This is a genomic window from Streptomyces sp. NPDC008313, from assembly GCF_042956125.1.
Classification (GTDB): Bacteria; Actinomycetota; Actinomycetes; order Streptomycetales; family Streptomycetaceae; genus Streptomyces.
This window is the reverse complement of record NZ_JBIBFR010000004.1, coordinates 101150-117432: the sequence shown is the minus strand read 5'-3', so window position 1 is coordinate 117432 and position 16283 is coordinate 101150. Positions and strand designations below refer to the sequence as shown.

Here is a 16283-nt window from a genome sequence, read left to right as displayed (position 1 = left end):
GTGGCGCGACGGGGCCGCACCGGCCGTTCCGCCCGGCCGGCGCGACCCGTCGGGGCGGTCAGCCGGTGAAACCGGCCGTGATGGAGGTGAACTGCCAGTCGCTCTGGCTGATGCCGGAGCAGTCGCTCACCACGCCGCCGCCGGGGCAGGGCCGGTCGCGGTTGACCGACCAGAAGGCGAGCCGGGCGATGTGGTGGGTGTTCGACCAGTCGCGGATCTGCGTCCAGATCGCGGTGGTGGTGTTCTCCTGCTGGTCGGAGAGGCCGTTCATCCCGGAGATCCCCAGGTGCGCGTACGCCGTCGCGTCGTCCCAGCCGAAGGTCGACTTGAGCTTGGCCTTGAGGCCCTCGGCGGCGTTGACCGTGCTGCCGTACATGTCGGAACCGCCGCCGAAGTCGAACGGCATGATCGTGAAGACGTCGATGCCCGCGTCCAGCGCCTTCGCCTGCTCGATGAGCCGGTTGCCCCAGTAGTTCGGGCCGGTCGTCGAGGTGCCGAAGGTGACGATCGTCCGCAGCCCGGGATTGTTGGCCTTGACGGTCTTCAGCGCGGTCAGGATGCGGTCCTGGACGGCGGCGTTCTCGAACTCGTCGGAGTTCTCGACGTCCATGTCGATCGCCTTGAGGCCGTAGGCGTCGATCACCTTCTGCAGCGCGCCCGCCAGGGCGCCCGCCGACGAGCAGTTGGCGCCGAGCTTGCTGCCCGACCAGCCGCCGAACGAGGGCACGACGTCACCGCCCGCGGAGCGGATGGAGTTGATGACACTCTGGTCGTTGCCGCCGGTCAGCGGCCGGCTGCCGTCCCAGGCCGGGTTGCAGCCGCCCTGGTCGAGCATGAACGCCATGGTGTACCACTTGATCCCGGTCGCGTTCATCACCGAGGTGGCGCTCGGCGGATTGCCCCAGCCCAGGTACAGATAGGGCGCGGCCTGCTTGAAACCGGTGCCGGTGCCGCCGCCCGCGTCCGTCGTCACGCTCACGGAGTTGGAGGCCCCTGAGGTGTTGCCGGCCGCGTCCCGCGCCTTCACGGTGAACGTGTAGCCGGTGCTCGCGGACAGCCCGCCGACCGTCGCGCTCGTGCCGGACACGCTGAGCACCTGGTGGGAGCCGCTGTAGACGTCGTAGCCGGTGACGCCCACGTTGTCGCTCGACGCGTTCCAGGACAGGGAGACGCTGGACGACGTCTTCCCGGTGCTCTTCAGACCGGAGGGCGCCGTCGGGGCCTGGGAGTCCGAACCCCCGTCGCCGCCGGGGCCGTCCAGGACGACGTCGTCGGCGTAGTAGGTGCCCTGCGCGTACCAGCCGTGGGTGTAGATCGTGGCGCTGGTCTGCGAGGCTCCGGTCGTGAAGGACACGGTCAGCTTGCTGTACGCGGAGGGGGAGGTGGCCCACGTCGAGGCGCCGCCGTCCACGCCCAGGTAGACGTAGCTGCCGCGGACCCAGCCGGACAGGCTGTACGTGGTGTTCGGCTTGACCGCCACGTTCTGCGAGCACTTGGCGATGTCGCTCGAACTGGCCGCCCCCGCCAACGCTCTGGAGCCGCTGTGCACGGGGCTGGACACGACCGAGCCGGTGCCGCCGGCGCAGGACCAGGGGGACAGGCCGCCCGACTCGAAGCCGGGATTGGACAGGACGTTGGCGGCGTGGGCGGTGCCGGGGAGGGCGACCGCCCCGGTCAGCGCCAGCGCGGCGGAACCGAGCAGGGCGAGAAGACGGCGTCTTGGACGCCTCGAAGGTGTGATGCGCACGCGATCTCCCTGGGGAGTGGGGGTTTCGGGAGCGGCCGCCGGGAGTGCGGTCCGGAGGCCGTGTCCGGGGATGGGGCAGGGGTGCCCGAGCGGTGCGCCACCAAGTTGGTGTGGACCAATGCACATGTCAAGACGCTGCGCGTGAATTGGTCCAGACCGGTTGTGGGTCCGGCCCCCTGGGACACCCCTGTGCACGGGGAAGTCCCTTGTCCGGGGGGTGCGGATGTGCTCTTGTTGACCCATTCGTGTTCTTGGAAGGGGCGACAGTGGACTCGACGGCCGGCCGCCGCGGAAACCTGCTGGCCATCAGTGACCTGCACATCGGATACGCCGAGAACCGGGACCTCGTCGAGAAGATGCGCCCCGAGTCCGACGACGACTGGCTGCTGGTCGCGGGGGACGTCGCCGAGACCGTCGCCGACATCCGCTGGGCCCTGGAGACCCTCTCCGCACGCTTCGCCAAGGTCGTCTGGACCCCCGGCAACCACGAGTTGTGGACCCACCCCTCGGACGCCGTCCGACTGCGCGGAGTCGCCCGCTACGAGCATCTCGTCGCCCTGTGCCGGGAGTTGGGCGTGACGACCCCCGAGGACCCGTACCCGGTGTGGGAGGGCGGGGGCGGCCCCGTCGTCGTCGCGCCCCTGTTCACCCTGTACGACTACTCGTTCCTGCCGCAGGGCTGCGTCACCCCGGAACAGGGCCTGGCCTACGCCCACGAGACCGGGGTCGTGTGCACCGACGAGTTCATGCTGCACCCGGATCCCTATCCGAGCCGTGACGCCTGGTGCCGTGCCCGGATCGCCGAGACCGAACGCCGTCTCGCCGGGCTCCCCGGCGACCTGCCCACCGTCCTCGTCAACCACTACCCGCTGGACCGGCACCCCACGGACATCCTGCGCTACCCCGAGTTCGCCATGTGGTGCGGCACCGGCCTCACCGCGGACTGGCACCGCCGGTTCCGCGCCGAGGTCATGGTCTACGGTCATCTGCACATCCCGCGCAGCACCGTGCACGAGGGCGTCCGCTTCGAGGAGGTCTCCGTGGGCTATCCCCGGGAGTGGCGCAAGCGGTCCACACCGCCGGGAACACCGCGCCGCGTCCTGCCGGCGGAGGTCGGGGCCCGGTGATCGAGGACCTGCTCCCGGAGTCGGTCGTGACCGTCGAGGCGTACGGCGACGACCAGGCGGCCGACGCGCGCCTGTATCCCGAGGAAGAGGCGCTGATGGCGCGGGCCGTGGACAAGCGCCGCCGCGAGTTCACCGCCGTGCGCTCCTGTGCCCGCCGCGCCATGGAGAAGCTCGGCGTGCCCGCGCAGCCCGTCCTGCCCGGCGAGCGGGGAGCGCCGCGGTGGCCGGAGGGACTCGGGGGCAGCATGACGCACTGCGAGGGCTACTGCGCCGCCGCGCTGGTCCGTCTCACCGACCTCGCCTCCGTCGGCATCGACGCCGAACCGCACGCCCCGCTCCCGGAGGGTGTCCTCGCCTCCGTGGCCCTCCCGACGGAGGCGGACCGGCTGCGCCGGCTGGCGGCCGGGCGGCCCGCCGTGCACTGGGACCGGCTGCTGTTCAGCGCCAAGGAGGCCGTCTACAAGGCGTGGTTCCCGCTGACCGGCAAGTGGCTGGACTTCGCGGAGGCCGACATCGACGTCTTCGCCGGTCCCGGCCCCGCCTCCGCCGCGGGGGAGCCGCGCCCCGCGCCGTACGGCGGCTTCCGCGCCGAACTCCTGGTCCCCGGGCCCCTGGTGGGCGGACGCCGGATCACCGGCTTCGACGGCCGCTGGACCGTACGGCGGGGCATCGTGGCGACCGCGATAGCCGTCCCCCACGGCCTTGTGGACACGCCCTAGCGCTCCGGGAGCCAGCCGCGCAGCAGGCGGAAGAACGCCTCCTCGTTGCCCGCGAGTCCGGCCGCCGACAGGGCCCGCTCCGCCTCCGCTAGCGCGGAGGGCGGCACGACGAACGGCAGGCGGCCGTCCGGCGGACCGTCGAAGGACGCCCGCACGCTCTGCAGGAGGCGCAAGTAGGCCTGGACGGCGCTGCGTTCATGGTCGGTGAGTACGGCGGTCGGCATCGGACGGCTCTCCCCGGATCGGCTTGTCGAAGCGGTCGGTGCGGTGCACGTGCCACCGGGGCACCGGTGGCACGTCTCCAGCTTGCCGTCCGCCACTGACAATCGGGTTCCCGCGAGCCGGTGTTCGCCCGCTCGGCGCAGCCGCGCGTGACGCCCCGCGGCTCCCGGGGGAGGCGGTCCGCGCCGCCGCCGCGCCTCTCAGCCTCCCGTACGCGAACCCGAGTGCCCCGGCGCCCTGAGCACCGTCTCGTGCTCGCTCTCGGTCAGCGGCGGCTGTGTCAGCCGGGGCCGGCCGGGGCCGCGCAGCACGGCGATGAAGGTGTCGGGCCGCAGCAGGGCGGTGACCGGCGCGGAGAGGGTGACCACGTCGAGGAACGCCTTGGTGACCAGCGGACGCCCGGTGGCCGTGCGCATCATGCGGTTGACGTACCGGCCGAGCAGCCTGTCCGCCGGCCCGGGCTGCTTGCCGATCGCCCCCGGATAGAGGATGTCCGTGCTCGTCGCCAGCTTCCACGCGGTGGCCACGGGACGGCACACGGCACGCTGGGCCCGCCGGGCGAGCCCCGGCGCCGCGATCCCGTGCTCGGCCACGTGGTCGCGCAGCGCCACCACTCCCTGCGCGGCCACCGACATCCCGTGCCCGTAGACCGGGTTGTACGTGGCGACCGAGTCCCCGATGACCACGAACCCGTCGGGCCAGTCCCGTACCTTCTCGAAGAAGCGGCGCCGGTTGACCGTGCTGCGGGTGACCACCGGGTCGCAGAGCGGTTCGGCGTGGGCGATCAGCTCGCCCACCACGGGATGTCTGACGTCGCGCGCGAACCGCTCGAACTCCTCGACGACGCCCGTGGGTTCGCCGCCCCGCGTGCCCGACAGCGTGACCAGCCAGCGGCCGCCCTCCACGGGCACGATCGTCGTCGTCCGCCCGGGCACCGGACGGGTGGCGTCCGACTGCACGTTGACCACCGGGAAGTCCTCGGTGCCCGGCGGCGCACGGAAGACCCGGCTGGCGTAGACGAGCCCCGAGTCCACCTCCTCGAGCGGTGCGGCGGGAACGCCCAGCCCGTCCAGCCAGGCGGTGGCGCGCGAGCCGCGTCCCGACGCGTCCACGACCAGGTCGGCCTCCAGCACGCGCTCCTCGCCCTCGGGAGTGCGGACCCGTACGCCCGTCACCCGGGAGGCGTCGCCCTCCAGGCCGAGCAGCTCGGTGCGCTGCAGGACGGTGACGCGCGGACTGCCGGCGACACGCTCCCGTACGGCCCAGTCCAGCAGGTCACGGGTGGAGGCGATCATGAACTGCATCTCGGGCCAGCGCCGCAGCCAGCCCTGCGCCTGCATGGAGACCAGGCCCGTCGGCAGCGGCACCCGCCGGGCGCCGGCCGCGAGCAGGACGTCGGTCACCCCGGGCACCAGCTCCTCGACCGCGCGGGCGCCGCCCGACCACAGGACGTGCACGTGCCGGGCCTGCGGGAGTCCCTTGCGGGGCTCGGGCCCCTCGGGCAGGGCGTCGCGCTCGACGACGGTGACGTCGGCGTACGCGCGCAGCGCCGCGGCCGTCAGCATTCCGGCGCAGCCACCGCCGATCACGACGGCACGGCGGCCCGCCGGGTCATGGCGGCGGCTATCGGGTTGGCTCATGGAAGTCGCTCTCTGGCCTGGTCGGGGCCTGCCCTCGGACGGCCGCGACGACGGGTGACTGATGTAGGGCGAGGGAGATGCGCACGAGATCGCGTGGCCCCTCTGCGGTGGCCGGCGGGGCGGTGTCCGCCTCCGCCGCGCTGATGACCCTGCCCTCCGGGTCGTCGGCCCTGGCCCGGATCGCCGCCGTCACCATCGCGGCGTCGGCCTCGGCCCGCGCCTGTTCGGGGGTGGAGCCGGCGGTGACGGCCGCGTCGTGGGCGCGGGCGCGGACCGCGGCGTCGAAGTACGGGTGGAGGCCCAGCATCCCGTCGTGGATGTCGGACTCGCGCTGGGTCACCCGGAGTCCGGCGGGCGACCACCAGGAGATCCGCACCGCGCGCCCCTGGTGCGCGGAGACCGGCCGCAGCTCCCGCCACAGCGGCCCCAGCCGGCGGTACGTCGACCAGGTGGACCAGGTGTCCCCGAGGCGCTGGCAGGCGAGCGGCAGGCAGAAGCCGACGGCGCTGACCTGGGCCCCGGCGGAGGCCAGCACGGGCGCCACGTACGTACTGAGGTCGTCGAGGTTCCCGCCGTTCCACCGGGCGATCACGGCGGTGAACTTGGTCGTCAGATAGGCCAGGTTGAACAGGTAGCCGACGACGATGATCAGCAGCCCGGCGCGCAGCCAGCCGCCCACCTGGAGCGCCCAGCGCAGGCACATGACGTTCATCGCGACGCCCGCGACGGTGAGGGCCGCGAGATAGAGCACGATCATCTCGCGGACGAACGGCGTGTTCGCGTAGTACGTGTCGAGGTCGCGCAGCCGCTCGACCGGGGTGTCGCCGAGTGCGAACAGCACCACAAGGGCGACGACCACCGCGCTGTACCCGGTGACGATCCGCGCCGTCAGACGCCGGGTCGCCTCGCCGGGTCCGCCCCGCCAGTTGACGATCAGCACCAGGCAGGAGGCGCTGAAGGCGCTCAGCAGGCAGTAGACCAGCGGCGCCGAGAAGTTGGTGATGCCGGTGAGGTCGTTGACCTGGGCGATGGTCGGCGGGGCCGCGAAGAAGAACACCAGCCCGGCCAGCGCGAGCAGCGCGCACACCGACCGCTGCAGAGGGTCGCGCCGGGAGCGCAGCAGCGCGGGCGCCTTGACGGCGAGCGCGACCGCCATGGCGGCCGCCGGTATGTAGTAGCTGGAACCGTCCATGTCTCCCGGGCCTCAGCCCTGCGGCCCCCGGTAGCCGAGGGACGCCTCGATACGGCCCGCCACACCGTCCCGCCGGACGGGCCGGCGCGTCGACGAACCCGCCAGCCACGTACGGCACTTGCTGGCGAGCAGCAGGCCGAAGCTCTCGGCCTCCTTCTCGTCGGTGAGGTCGAAGCGGGTGCGGGCGGCCACCTTCAGGACGGTCGCCTGGAGGTCCGCGCCGTCCGTCAGCAGCCGGGCGGCCACGGCGGCGCCCTCGACGTGGTGGCCGCAGTGCCCGGCCTTCATGTGCCACAGCTCGTGGCCGAGGATGACCAGCTGGTGGTCGGGTGCGGTGCGCTCCTCGATGACGACGAGGTCCTGGTCGGCCATGTCGAGCCAGAGCCCGCTGGCCGTCCCGGGCGGGAACGCGGCCGTGCGGTACTGGACGGGGCGGCCCCGGCGTCTGCTCATGGCGCCGCACAGGGCGGCGTACAGGTCGGCGGGTTCCGCCGGTGCCGGGAGCGACAGCTCCGCGACCAGCTCGCCGCACAGACGGCGCATGTTCCTTCCGATGCCCACAGTTCTCCCCCGGGTCACGACTCGGGCCGCTTGACGTTCTCCAGGAGCATGTCCAGCCACTCGGCGACCTTGTCGCGGTGCTGGTCGGTGGGCAGCTGAGCGGCCCGCCAGGCGATCCCGCGGACGCCGTGGTCCTGCAGCAGCCGCTCCAGTGGGTCGGCGGCGGCCAGGGCCGCCTCGCGCTCGCGGTCGGCGAGCCGCTGGAGGAGTTCCTGCTCGCCGTGGTGGAGGGCGCCCACCAGCGCCTCGGAGTCCTCCGCGGTGAGGAAGCCGGCGTGCACCCGGAAGAAGCGCTGGATGGCGTCGCAGTGCTCCATCGTGGGGCGCCGGTCGCCGTTGATGAGGGCGCCGGCCTGCTGACGGGACATGCCCGCGCCGTCGGCGATCTCCTGCTGGGTGTATCTGCGTCCGTTGGGCTTGAGGCGGGTGCGGCGCAGCAGGTCGAGGCGCTGCAGGAACCGGGCCTGCAGGTCCGGTTCCCCGGCGGGGCGGCCGCCGAGCAGCGCCTTCACGACCGCCTCGGGGACGCCGGAGGCGACGGACAGCCGCTGGACGTCGAAGACCTCGCCGTGGTCCACGCCGAGCCGGTCGGCGAGCGCGCTCACCCGGGCGACGACGGCCGGCAGCAGTACCGTCGCCGCGGCGTCCGGAACCTCGAAGCCCTCCGTCACGGACAGATCTCCTACGTCTTTCTCAGGCCGTTCTCAGCTCTCCCCAACCTCCCGGAGACTAACCGCTGCCTCGAACCCACAGCCAGGTCTCGCCACAACTGTGGCGAGATTCAGCCTTCAACAGACGCCAAATGCCACGATAGTTGACACGGCTCCGTGGTGGGTATCAGGATCGGGGCGCCGCGTGAAGGCCGCATAGGCAAGAGGGGTGACCTCCCGATGGCGTATCAGGCAGGAGGGCAGCGGTCGGCGCCGCGGCCCGCTCCCGAGAGTCCCGAAGCCCAGGCGTATCTCCAGGACTACGCCACGCTTCTGGAGTCCGTGCCGTTCCCCTCCGTCGTCTTCGACCGGCGCTGGGACGTCGTCCTGTCGAACGTCGCGTTCGAGACACTTTTCGGTGCGGTCGGCCCGCACCCGACGGCGATGCCGGGCGACAACTTCCTCCGCTTCGTCCTGTTCCACCCCGACGCGGGCACGGTCCTCGGCGACCACGAGTCCAGCTGGTGCCTGCCGATGCTCGCCCACTTCGCCGAGGCGGTGGAGCGGCACGGCCAGGACGGCGGGCTCCAGTCGATCCGCCGGGACATCGCCCAGGAACCCCTCATGGAGGCCGCCTACCGGCAGGGCCTGCCGCACTGGATCCGCGCCGTCGGCCCGGACGCCGTCGAGCACGACGGGTCCGTACGCCCGCTGCTGCACCCCGATCCGCGCTGGGGCCGTACCGACTGCCGCGTCGTCGACGAGACCCCGAAGTCCCTGCGCGACATGGGCTACACGCGGATGACGCTGGTGCTGCGGGAGACCCGCCGTCCGGCCGGACCGCCGCGCCGGGCGCACCGCCCCCGCCGCACCGCCGCGCACCTCAGGGTGGTCTGAGCCGGCCGACTCAGACGGGAGGGGCGCCGGGCAGGGCGATCCTCAGGGCGATGAGCCGCGCCGTCGAGCCTCCCACGCACCGCTCGGCCAGCGCCCGGGCCGTCTCGTCGTCCCCCTCCCGCACCGCCGCCACGACCGAGCGGTGCCTGGCCGCCACCTCCTCGCGGTAGGCGTCGTCGGCGAGCACCAGGCACAGCAGGGCCCCCACCTCCGTCTGCAGCGCGATCTGCTCGCGCGTGAGCCGGGCGGACTGCGCGGCGGCGGCCAGCTCCACATGGAACCGCCCGTACACCCGGCTGCGCGCCGCCGCGTCCTCGGCCGAGGCCAACTCCTCCGGCGTGCGCCCCAGTTGCTGGAGATCCTGCGGCTCCGTACGCTGTGCGGCGAGCCGGGCGGCCGCGCCCGACACGGCGGCCCAGTGGTCGCCGAGGTCGCGCAGCTCCTCGGTGCTCCAGCCGACCAGCCGGGCCTTGAGCCGCTCCTCGCCCGGGACCTCGGGGAGTGACACGAAGCTGCCGCCGCCCCGCCCCCTGCGGGTGATGACCAGACCCTGCTGCCGCAGTGCCATCAGCGCCTCGCGGAGCGTCACGGTGGACACCCCCAGCTGTCCGGCCAGCTCGCTCTCGCCGGGCAGCTGTTCCCCGTCGGCGAGGAGCCCGAGCTCGATCGCGTCGCCGAGCCTGCGGACGACCGTCTCCACCCGGGCGCGGCTGTCCACCGGGAGGAAGACGGCGCTGCGGGCCCCGCTCATACGTTGCATCACGGCCACCACCTCGTGCGTTGACTCAATCTTTACCCTAAGGGGGACTTGAGCTTTGAACTATGACTTCATATCTTTTCATTCAACGTACGCGTGCATGAGAGAGGTTCCCGCCCATGGAGGCAACAGCGATCCGGCTCCAGGGCCTGCGGAAAGCGTTCGGTGACACCACGGCCGTGGCCGGGGTGGACCTGGAGATAGCCGACGGGGAGTTCTTCTCGATGCTCGGCCCGTCCGGCTCCGGCAAGACGACCGTCCTGCGGATGATCGCCGGCTTCGAGAGCCCCACCGCCGGCCGGATCGAACTCGCCGGCCAGGAGGTCACCGGACTCGCCCCCTTCGAACGGGACGTGCACACGGTCTTCCAGGACTACGCCCTCTTCCCGCACATGACCGTGGAGCAGAACGTCGCCTACGGACTCAAGGTGCGCGGCGTCCCCAGGGCCAAACGGCTGGCACAGGCCCGCGAGGCGCTCGCCGGCGTCCGCCTCGAGAACTTCGGCAGGCGGCGCCCCGGTCAGCTCTCCGGCGGCCAGCGGCAGCGCGTCGCCCTCGCCCGCGCCCTCGTCGGGCGCCCCCGCGTCCTGCTCCTCGACGAACCCCTCGGCGCCCTCGACCTCAAGCTCCGCGAGCAGATGCAGGTCGAGCTGAAGGCGATCCAGCGCGAGGTCGGCATCACCTTCGTGTTCGTCACGCACGACCAGGAGGAGGCCCTGACGATGAGCGACCGCATCGCCGTCTTCAACGAGGGCCGTATCGAGCAGGTCGGCGCCCCCGCCGAGATCTACGAACGCCCCGCCACCGCGTTCGTCGCCTCCTTCGTCGGCACCTCGAACCTGCTCGCGGGCGAGGCGGCCCAGCGGGTCGTCGGCGCCACGGGAACCTACAGCATCAGGCCCGAGAAGATCCGGGTCCTGAAGGAGTCCGCCCCCGCGGACGAGCCGGAGCACTCCACCGCGACCGGCACCGTCGTCGAGGTCGTCTATCTGGGCGACGCCACCCGCTTCCTGGTGGACCTCGACGCGGGAGGGCGCCTGACCGCGCTCCAGCAGAACCTGGAGACCTCCTCCGAGGACGTCGCCGCCTATCGCGGCGCCAGGGTCCGGCTGCAGTGGCACCGTCGCCACTCCTTCCGGGTCCCCGACCCGAGCTGACCCCCCGAAACCGTCGGCTCGAAACCCCCGCCATCACGTATGGAGAACGTCGTGCGCCTCAACCGAACCATCCAGGCCGCAGCCACCGTCGCGGTGCTGCTCGCGGCCACCGCCTGCGGATCGTCCGACTCGGGCGACTCCGGATCGTCGGCCACCGGCCTCAACCCGCCGGACCTCAAGGCGCAGTCGAAGCTCGGCAAGACCGAGGGCCAGGTCAACCTGATCAACTGGGCCGGATACGTCGAGGACGGCTCCAACGACCCGAAGGTCGACTGGGTCAGCGACTTCGAGAAGCAGACCGGCTGCCAGGTCAACTCCAAGGTGGCGGCCAGCTCCGACGAGATGGTCAAGCTGATGAAGACGGGCCAGTACGACGCCGTCTCCGCGTCCGGCGACGCGTCGCTGCGCCTCATAGCCTCCGGCGACGCGGCCCCGGTCAACACCGACCTGGTGCCCAACTACAAGGACGTGTTCATCGGGCTCAAGAAGCAGCCCTGGAACTCGGTCGACGGCCAGGCGTACGGCATCCCGCACGGCCGCGGCGCCAACCTGCTCATGTTCAACACCGAGAAGGTCTCGCCCGCCCCCACCTCGTGGGCCGCCGTCTTCGACGACGCGGGCAAGCACAAGGGCAAGGTCACCGCGTACGACTCGCCGATCTACATCGCGGACGCCGCCCTGTACCTCAAGGACACCAAGCCCGAGCTGAAGATCAAGGACCCCTACGCGCTCGACCAGAAGCAGTTCGACGCGGCCGTCGACCTGCTGAAGAAGCAGAACGGCAACGTCGGCGAGTACTGGAGCGACTACCTGAAGGAGGTCTCCGCCTTCAAGAGCGGCGACTCCGTGGTCGGCACCACCTGGCAGGTCATCGCCAACCTCGCCGAGAGCGAGGGCGCCAAGGTCAAGGCCGTCGTCCCGCAGGAGGGATCCACCGGCTGGTCCGACACCTGGATGCTCTCCGCCAAGGCCAAGCACCCCAACTGCGCCTACAAGTGGATGGACTGGATCGTCTCCCCGAAGGCCAACGCCCAGGTCGCCGAGTACTTCGGTGAGGCCCCGTCCAACGTCAAGGCGTGCGACGAGACCGCCGACAAGACGTGGTGCGACACCTACCACGCCACCGACGAGAAGTACTGGAAGGACATCGCCTTCTGGAACACGCCGATCGAGGCGTGCCTCGACGGCCGCACCGACGTCAAGTGCGTGCCGTACGCCAAGTGGGTCCAGGCCTGGACCGAGATCAAGGGCTGAGTGACCGACCATGACCCACACCGCGCAGGCCGCCGGACGCTCCCGCGTCCGGCGGCTCGCCGGGACCCTGCACCGCCGGCCACGGCTGCGGCTGTCCCTGCTGCTGACGGCCCCCCTGCTGTGGCTGGCCGTGCTCTACCTCGGCTCGCTGGCCGTCCTGTTCGTCTCCGCGTTCTGGACGACGAACTCCTTCACCTCAGAGGTGGTGAAGGTGTGGTCGACCGACAACTTCGAGACGCTGTTCACCACCCCCGTCTACCGGCAGGTGATCCTGCGCAGCGTCGGCGTGGCCCTCGCCGTCACCGCTGTGTGCGCGCTGATCGCCTTCCCCGTCGCCTTCTACACCGCCCGCGTCGCCAAGCCGAGCCGGCGCCCGCTCCTGGTGGTCGCGATCCTCACGCCGCTGTGGGCCAGCTACCTCGTCAAGGTGTACGCCTGGCGGCTGATCCTCTCCGAGGGCGGCCTCGCCGACTGGATGCTGGCGCCCTTCGGTCTCGACGGGCCCGGGTACGGGCTGCCCGCGACCGTCATCGCACTGACCTACCTGTGGCTGCCGTACATGATCCTGCCGATCCACACGGCCCTCGAACAGCTGCCGGCCAACCTCCTCGACGCCTCGGCCGACCTCGGCGCCCGCGCCGCGCGCACCTTCCGGTCCGTGATCCTGCCGGTCGTCCTGCCGTCCGTCGCCGCCGGCTCCGTCTTCACCTTCTCGCTCAGCCTCGGCGACTACATCACCGTGCAGATCGTGGGCGGCAAGACCCAGCTGATCGGCAACGTCGTCTACTCGAACATCGAACTCAACCTGCCCATGGCCGCCGCGCTCGGCACCGTGCCCGTCGTCGTCATCGTGCTCTACCTGCTCGCGATGCGCCGCACCGGCGCACTGAGCAGCCTCTGAGGAGCCCGCCGTGCAACTCTCCCGTTCCGCGCGCATCGCGCTGCGCGTCGCCGCCGGGCTCGGCTTCGCGATCATCTACGTCCCGCTCGGGCTCGTCCTGCTGAACTCCTTCAACCCCGACCGCAGCGCGAGCTGGCCGCCGCCCGGCCTCACCACCCACTGGTGGTCGGTCGCCTGGGAGAGCGAGGGCGCCCGCTCGGCCCTGTGGGTCTCCGTCAAGGCGGGCCTCGGCGCGACCGCCATCGCCCTGGTCCTCGGCACGCTGATCGCCTTCGCCGTCGCCCGGTACCGGTTCTTCGGGCGCGAGGCGGTCTCGTTCGTCGTCGTCCTGCCGATCGCCCTGCCCGGCATCGTCACCGGCATCGCGCTCAACTCCGCGTTCAGCACGGTCCTGGAGCCGCTGGGTGTCGGCCTCGGCATGTTCACCGTGGTCGTCGGCCACGCCACCTTCTGCATCGTCGTCGTCTTCAACAACGTCGTCGCCCGGCTCCGCCGCACCTCGGGCACGTACGAGGAGGCGGCCATGGACCTCGGCGCGCACACCTTCCGCGCCTTCGTCGACGTCACCTTCCCGCTGGTGCGCTCCGCGCTGGTGGCCGGCGGACTGCTCGCGTTCGCGCTCTCCTTCGACGAGATCGTGGTGACCACCTTCACGGCGGGACCGGGCGTCGAGACCCTGCCCATCTGGATCTTCAACAACATGACCCGCCCCCAGCAGGCACCCGTGGTCAGCGTGGTGGCCGCCGTACTCGTGCTGATCTCCGTCGTGCCGATCTACGCGGCCCAGCGGATGTCCGCCGACACGGCCACCGGAAGCAGGATCTAGCAACGGCGCCACCACCGTCGCCCGTCAGGGTTACGCAAGCTGCTTGCATATCTTGCGCTATTCTTGCGCGCATGACGCGACGACTTGCTCAGGTGGCGAAGAAGGTCGGGGTCAGCGAGGCCACCGTCAGCCGGGTGCTCAACGGCAAGCCCGGGGTCTCCCAGTCCACCCGGCAGGCGGTCCTCTCGGCGCTCGACGTCCTCGGCTACGAGAGGCCCACGCAGCTGCGCGGAGAGCGCGCCCGGCTCGTGGGCCTCGTCCTGCCCGAGCTGCAGAACCCCATCTTCCCGGCGTTCGCCGAGGTGATCGGCGGCGCGCTCGCCCAGATGGGCCTCACCCCGGTGCTGTGCACCCAGACCAAGGGCGGCGTCTCCGAGGCCGACTACGTCGACCTGCTGCTGCAGCAGCAGGTGTCGGGGGTGGTGTTCGCCGGCGGGCTCTACGCGCAGGCCGACGCGCCGCACGACCACTACCGCCGCCTCGCGGACCGCAAGATTCCGGTGGTCCTGGTCAACGCGGCCATCGAGCACCTGGGCTTCCCCTGCGTCTCCTGCGACGACGCCGTCGCCGTCGGACAGGCGTGGCGCCACCTCGCCTCCCTCGGTCACGAACGCATCGGGCTGGTGCTGGGACCCGGCGACCACATGCCCTCGCAGCGCAAGCTCGCCGCGGCCCGCGCGCTCGCCCCCGGCCTGCCCGACGAGCACGTGGCCCGGGCCATGTTCTCCCTGGAGGGCGGGCAGGCGGCGGCCACCCGGCTGCTGGAGCGCGGAGTGACCGGCATCATCTGCGCCAGCGACCCGCTCGCCCTCGGCGCCGTACGGGCGGCTCGCCGCAAGGGCCTCGCCGTACCGTCCGAGGTGTCCGTCGTCGGATACGACGACTCGGCGTTCATGAACTGCACCGAACCCCCGCTGAGCACGGTCCGCCAGCCCATCGAGGCCATGGGCCGTGCCGCCGTCGAATTGCTGAACACCCAGATCGGCGGCAGCAGCGTCACTCCCGAGGAGCTCTTGTTCGAGCCCGAGTTGGTGGTCCGGGGCTCCACCGCCCAGGCGCCCAGGAAGTGAGGCGGGCCCCGGCGGGTGCCGGGGCCGCGCGGTCCCGGTTCGGGCCGTCCGCGACGACTGTCAAATAATTACAGACTTCACGCGACATCTTGCGCAGAGATGTTGCCGGTGCTTGAGTGTGCGACGCCAGACACGGGCTCGCGCACCTGCCCGGTGCGCCGTCGTGACCCTGGCCTTCCACGCGCCTGCCCAAAAGGGGTCCACCGATGAGAAGCACCGGCTTCCGCCGTACCAGCACCGCGCTCATGACCTCGGCTCTCGTCCTCGCCGCCGCCACCGCCTGCGGCTCAGGCGACGACGACGCCGCGGACGGCAAGACCCGCATCACCGTCAACTGCATGCCGCCCAAGAGCGCCAAGGTCGACCGGAAGTTCTTCGAACAGGACGTCAGGGATTTCGAGAAGAAGAACCCCGACATCGACGTCGTCACCCACGACGCCTTCCCGTGCCAGGACCCCAAGACCTTCGACGCCAAGCTCGCCGGGGGCCAGATGGAGGACGTCTTCTACACGTACTTCACGGACGCCCGGCACGTCGTCGACATCAAGCAGGCCGCCGACCTCACGCCGTACGTGAAGGACCTCAAGAGCTACGGCACCATCCAGCAGCAGCTCCGCGACATCTACACCGTCGACGGCAAGGTCTACGGCATCCCGCGCACCGGCTACTCCATGGGCCTCATCTACAACCGGAAGCTGTTCGAGAAGGCCGGACTCGACCCCGACAAGCCCCCGGCCACCTGGGAGGAACTGCGCGCCGACGCCAAGAAGATCGCCGGGCTCGGCGGCGGGACCGTCGGCTACGCGGACTACAGCGCGCAGAACCAGGGCGGCTGGCACTTCACCGCCGAGCTGTACGCGCACGGCGGTGACGTCGTCAGCGGGGACGGCAGGAAGGCGACCATCGACACCCCCGAGGGCAGGGCGGTCCTGCAGAACCTCAAGGACATGCGCTGGAAGGACGAGTCGATGGGCAGCAAGCAGCTCCTCGTCATCAACGACGTCCAGCAGATGATGGGCTCCGGCAAGCTCGGCATGTACCTCTCCGCACCCGACAACATCCCGATCCTGGTCAAGGAGAAGGGCGGGAACTACAAGGACCTCGCGCTCGCACCGATGCCCGGCGGCGAGGGCACCCTGATCGGCGGCGACGGCTACATGTTCAACAAGAACGACACCCCCGAGCAGATCAAGGCCGGACTCAAGTGGCTCGACCACATGTTCCTCACCCCCGGCGACGGATTCCTCGGCGACTACGCCCGCGCGAAGAGGAACGACGCCCCGGTGGGCCTGCCCGAGCCCCGTCTCTTCACCGGCACCGCCGACGCCAGGGACCAGCAGGTCAAGAAGGCCAACGCCAATGTGCCCGTCGAGAACTACCAGGCGTTCCTCGACGGCAACCAGGACCTGCAGATGAAGATCGAGCCGCCCAGGGCGCAGCAGATCTACTCGGTCCTCGACGGCGCGGTCTCCGCCGTCCTCACCAAGAAGGACGCCGACGTCGACCGGCTCCTGAAGGACGCGTCCGGCAAGATCGACAGCATCCTGGCCCGGGGCTGACCGC

At 71.2% G+C, this 16283-nt stretch carries 16 protein-coding genes; 9 read left to right on the top strand and 7 right to left on the bottom strand.

Annotated elements, in window-relative coordinates; translation table 11 throughout:
* Positions 1-58 precede the first annotated feature (58 nt).
* A complete protein-coding gene (locus ACFY93_RS07110) occupies positions 59-1747 on the bottom strand; it encodes a carbohydrate binding domain-containing protein (RefSeq protein ID WP_391354325.1) in 1689 nt (562 codons plus the stop codon).
* A gap of 266 nt (positions 1748-2013) precedes the next feature.
* On the opposite strand from ACFY93_RS07110, the gene ACFY93_RS07105 reads away from it, so the two are divergent.
* Both ACFY93_RS07105 and ACFY93_RS07100 read left to right on the top strand, forming a co-directional pair.
* On the top strand, positions 2014-2874 hold the full coding sequence (locus ACFY93_RS07105) for a metallophosphoesterase (protein WP_391354324.1): 861 nt from the start codon (positions 2014-2016) through the stop codon (positions 2872-2874).
* A complete protein-coding gene (locus ACFY93_RS07100; protein ID WP_391354323.1) occupies positions 2871-3593 on the top strand; it encodes a 4'-phosphopantetheinyl transferase superfamily protein in 723 nt (240 codons plus the stop codon). The genes ACFY93_RS07105 and ACFY93_RS07100 overlap by 4 nt, the downstream gene beginning before the upstream one ends.
* Here the strand turns inward: ACFY93_RS07100 and ACFY93_RS07095 are convergent.
* From ACFY93_RS07095 to ACFY93_RS07075, 5 genes are all read right to left on the bottom strand, one after another.
* The gene (locus ACFY93_RS07095) at positions 3590-3817 is read right to left on the bottom strand and encodes a hypothetical protein (protein WP_391354322.1); all 228 of its coding nucleotides are present in this window, start codon (positions 3815-3817) and stop codon (positions 3590-3592) included. The genes ACFY93_RS07100 and ACFY93_RS07095 overlap by 4 nt on opposite strands.
* A 198-nt stretch (positions 3818-4015) precedes the next feature.
* Positions 4016-5455, bottom strand: a complete 1440-nt coding sequence (locus ACFY93_RS07090) for an FAD-dependent monooxygenase (protein ID WP_391354320.1) — start codon at positions 5453-5455, stop codon at positions 4016-4018.
* On the bottom strand, positions 5439-6647 hold the full coding sequence (locus ACFY93_RS07085) for an MAB_1171c family putative transporter (protein ID WP_391354318.1): 1209 nt from the start codon (positions 6645-6647) through the stop codon (positions 5439-5441). The genes ACFY93_RS07090 and ACFY93_RS07085 overlap by 17 nt, the downstream gene beginning before the upstream one ends.
* A 12-nt stretch (positions 6648-6659) precedes the next feature.
* A complete protein-coding gene (locus tag ACFY93_RS07080; RefSeq protein WP_391354785.1) occupies positions 6660-7190 on the bottom strand; it encodes a toxin-antitoxin system, toxin component in 531 nt (176 codons plus the stop codon).
* A 32-nt stretch (positions 7191-7222) separates the two neighbouring features.
* Complete coding sequence (locus tag ACFY93_RS07075) at positions 7223-7879, bottom strand: helix-turn-helix domain-containing protein (protein WP_391354316.1); 657 nt, start codon at positions 7877-7879, stop codon at positions 7223-7225.
* A 219-nt stretch (positions 7880-8098) separates the two neighbouring features.
* Here ACFY93_RS07075 and ACFY93_RS07070 point away from each other — a divergent pair, with 219 nt between their 5' ends.
* Positions 8099-8755, top strand: a complete 657-nt coding sequence (locus tag ACFY93_RS07070) for a hypothetical protein (protein WP_391354314.1) — start codon at positions 8099-8101, stop codon at positions 8753-8755.
* A 10-nt stretch (positions 8756-8765) separates the two neighbouring features.
* On the opposite strand, the gene ACFY93_RS07065 is transcribed toward ACFY93_RS07070, so the two are convergent.
* Positions 8766-9515 carry a GntR family transcriptional regulator gene (locus ACFY93_RS07065; protein ID WP_391354312.1) on the bottom strand — a complete coding sequence of 250 codons (750 nt, stop codon included), beginning with the start codon at positions 9513-9515 and terminating at the stop codon, positions 8766-8768.
* A 116-nt stretch (positions 9516-9631) separates the two neighbouring features.
* Here ACFY93_RS07065 and ACFY93_RS07060 point away from each other — a divergent pair, with 116 nt between their 5' ends.
* From ACFY93_RS07060 to ACFY93_RS07035, 6 genes are all read left to right on the top strand, one after another.
* Positions 9632-10669, top strand: coding sequence for an ATP-binding cassette domain-containing protein (locus ACFY93_RS07060; RefSeq protein ID WP_391354310.1), 1038 nt, complete (start codon positions 9632-9634; stop codon positions 10667-10669).
* Between the two features lie 39 nt (positions 10670-10708).
* Positions 10709-11923, top strand: a complete 1215-nt coding sequence (locus tag ACFY93_RS07055; protein WP_391354309.1) for an extracellular solute-binding protein — start codon at positions 10709-10711, stop codon at positions 11921-11923.
* Positions 11924-11933: 10 nt separating this feature from the next.
* The gene (locus ACFY93_RS07050; RefSeq protein WP_391354308.1) at positions 11934-12824 is read left to right on the top strand and encodes an ABC transporter permease subunit; all 891 of its coding nucleotides are present in this window, start codon (positions 11934-11936) and stop codon (positions 12822-12824) included.
* 10 nt (positions 12825-12834) lie between these two features.
* Positions 12835-13650: an ABC transporter permease subunit gene (locus ACFY93_RS07045; RefSeq protein ID WP_391354307.1), complete on the top strand. Its 816-nt coding sequence runs from the start codon at positions 12835-12837 to the stop codon at positions 13648-13650.
* A 71-nt stretch (positions 13651-13721) separates the two neighbouring features.
* On the top strand, positions 13722-14720 hold the full coding sequence (locus ACFY93_RS07040; protein WP_391354305.1) for a substrate-binding domain-containing protein: 999 nt from the start codon (positions 13722-13724) through the stop codon (positions 14718-14720).
* Between the two features lie 206 nt (positions 14721-14926).
* Positions 14927-16279 (top strand): extracellular solute-binding protein, encoded by a 1353-nt coding sequence (locus ACFY93_RS07035; protein ID WP_391354303.1) that lies wholly within the window; start codon positions 14927-14929, stop codon positions 16277-16279.
* The last annotated feature ends 4 nt before the right edge of the window (positions 16280-16283 follow it).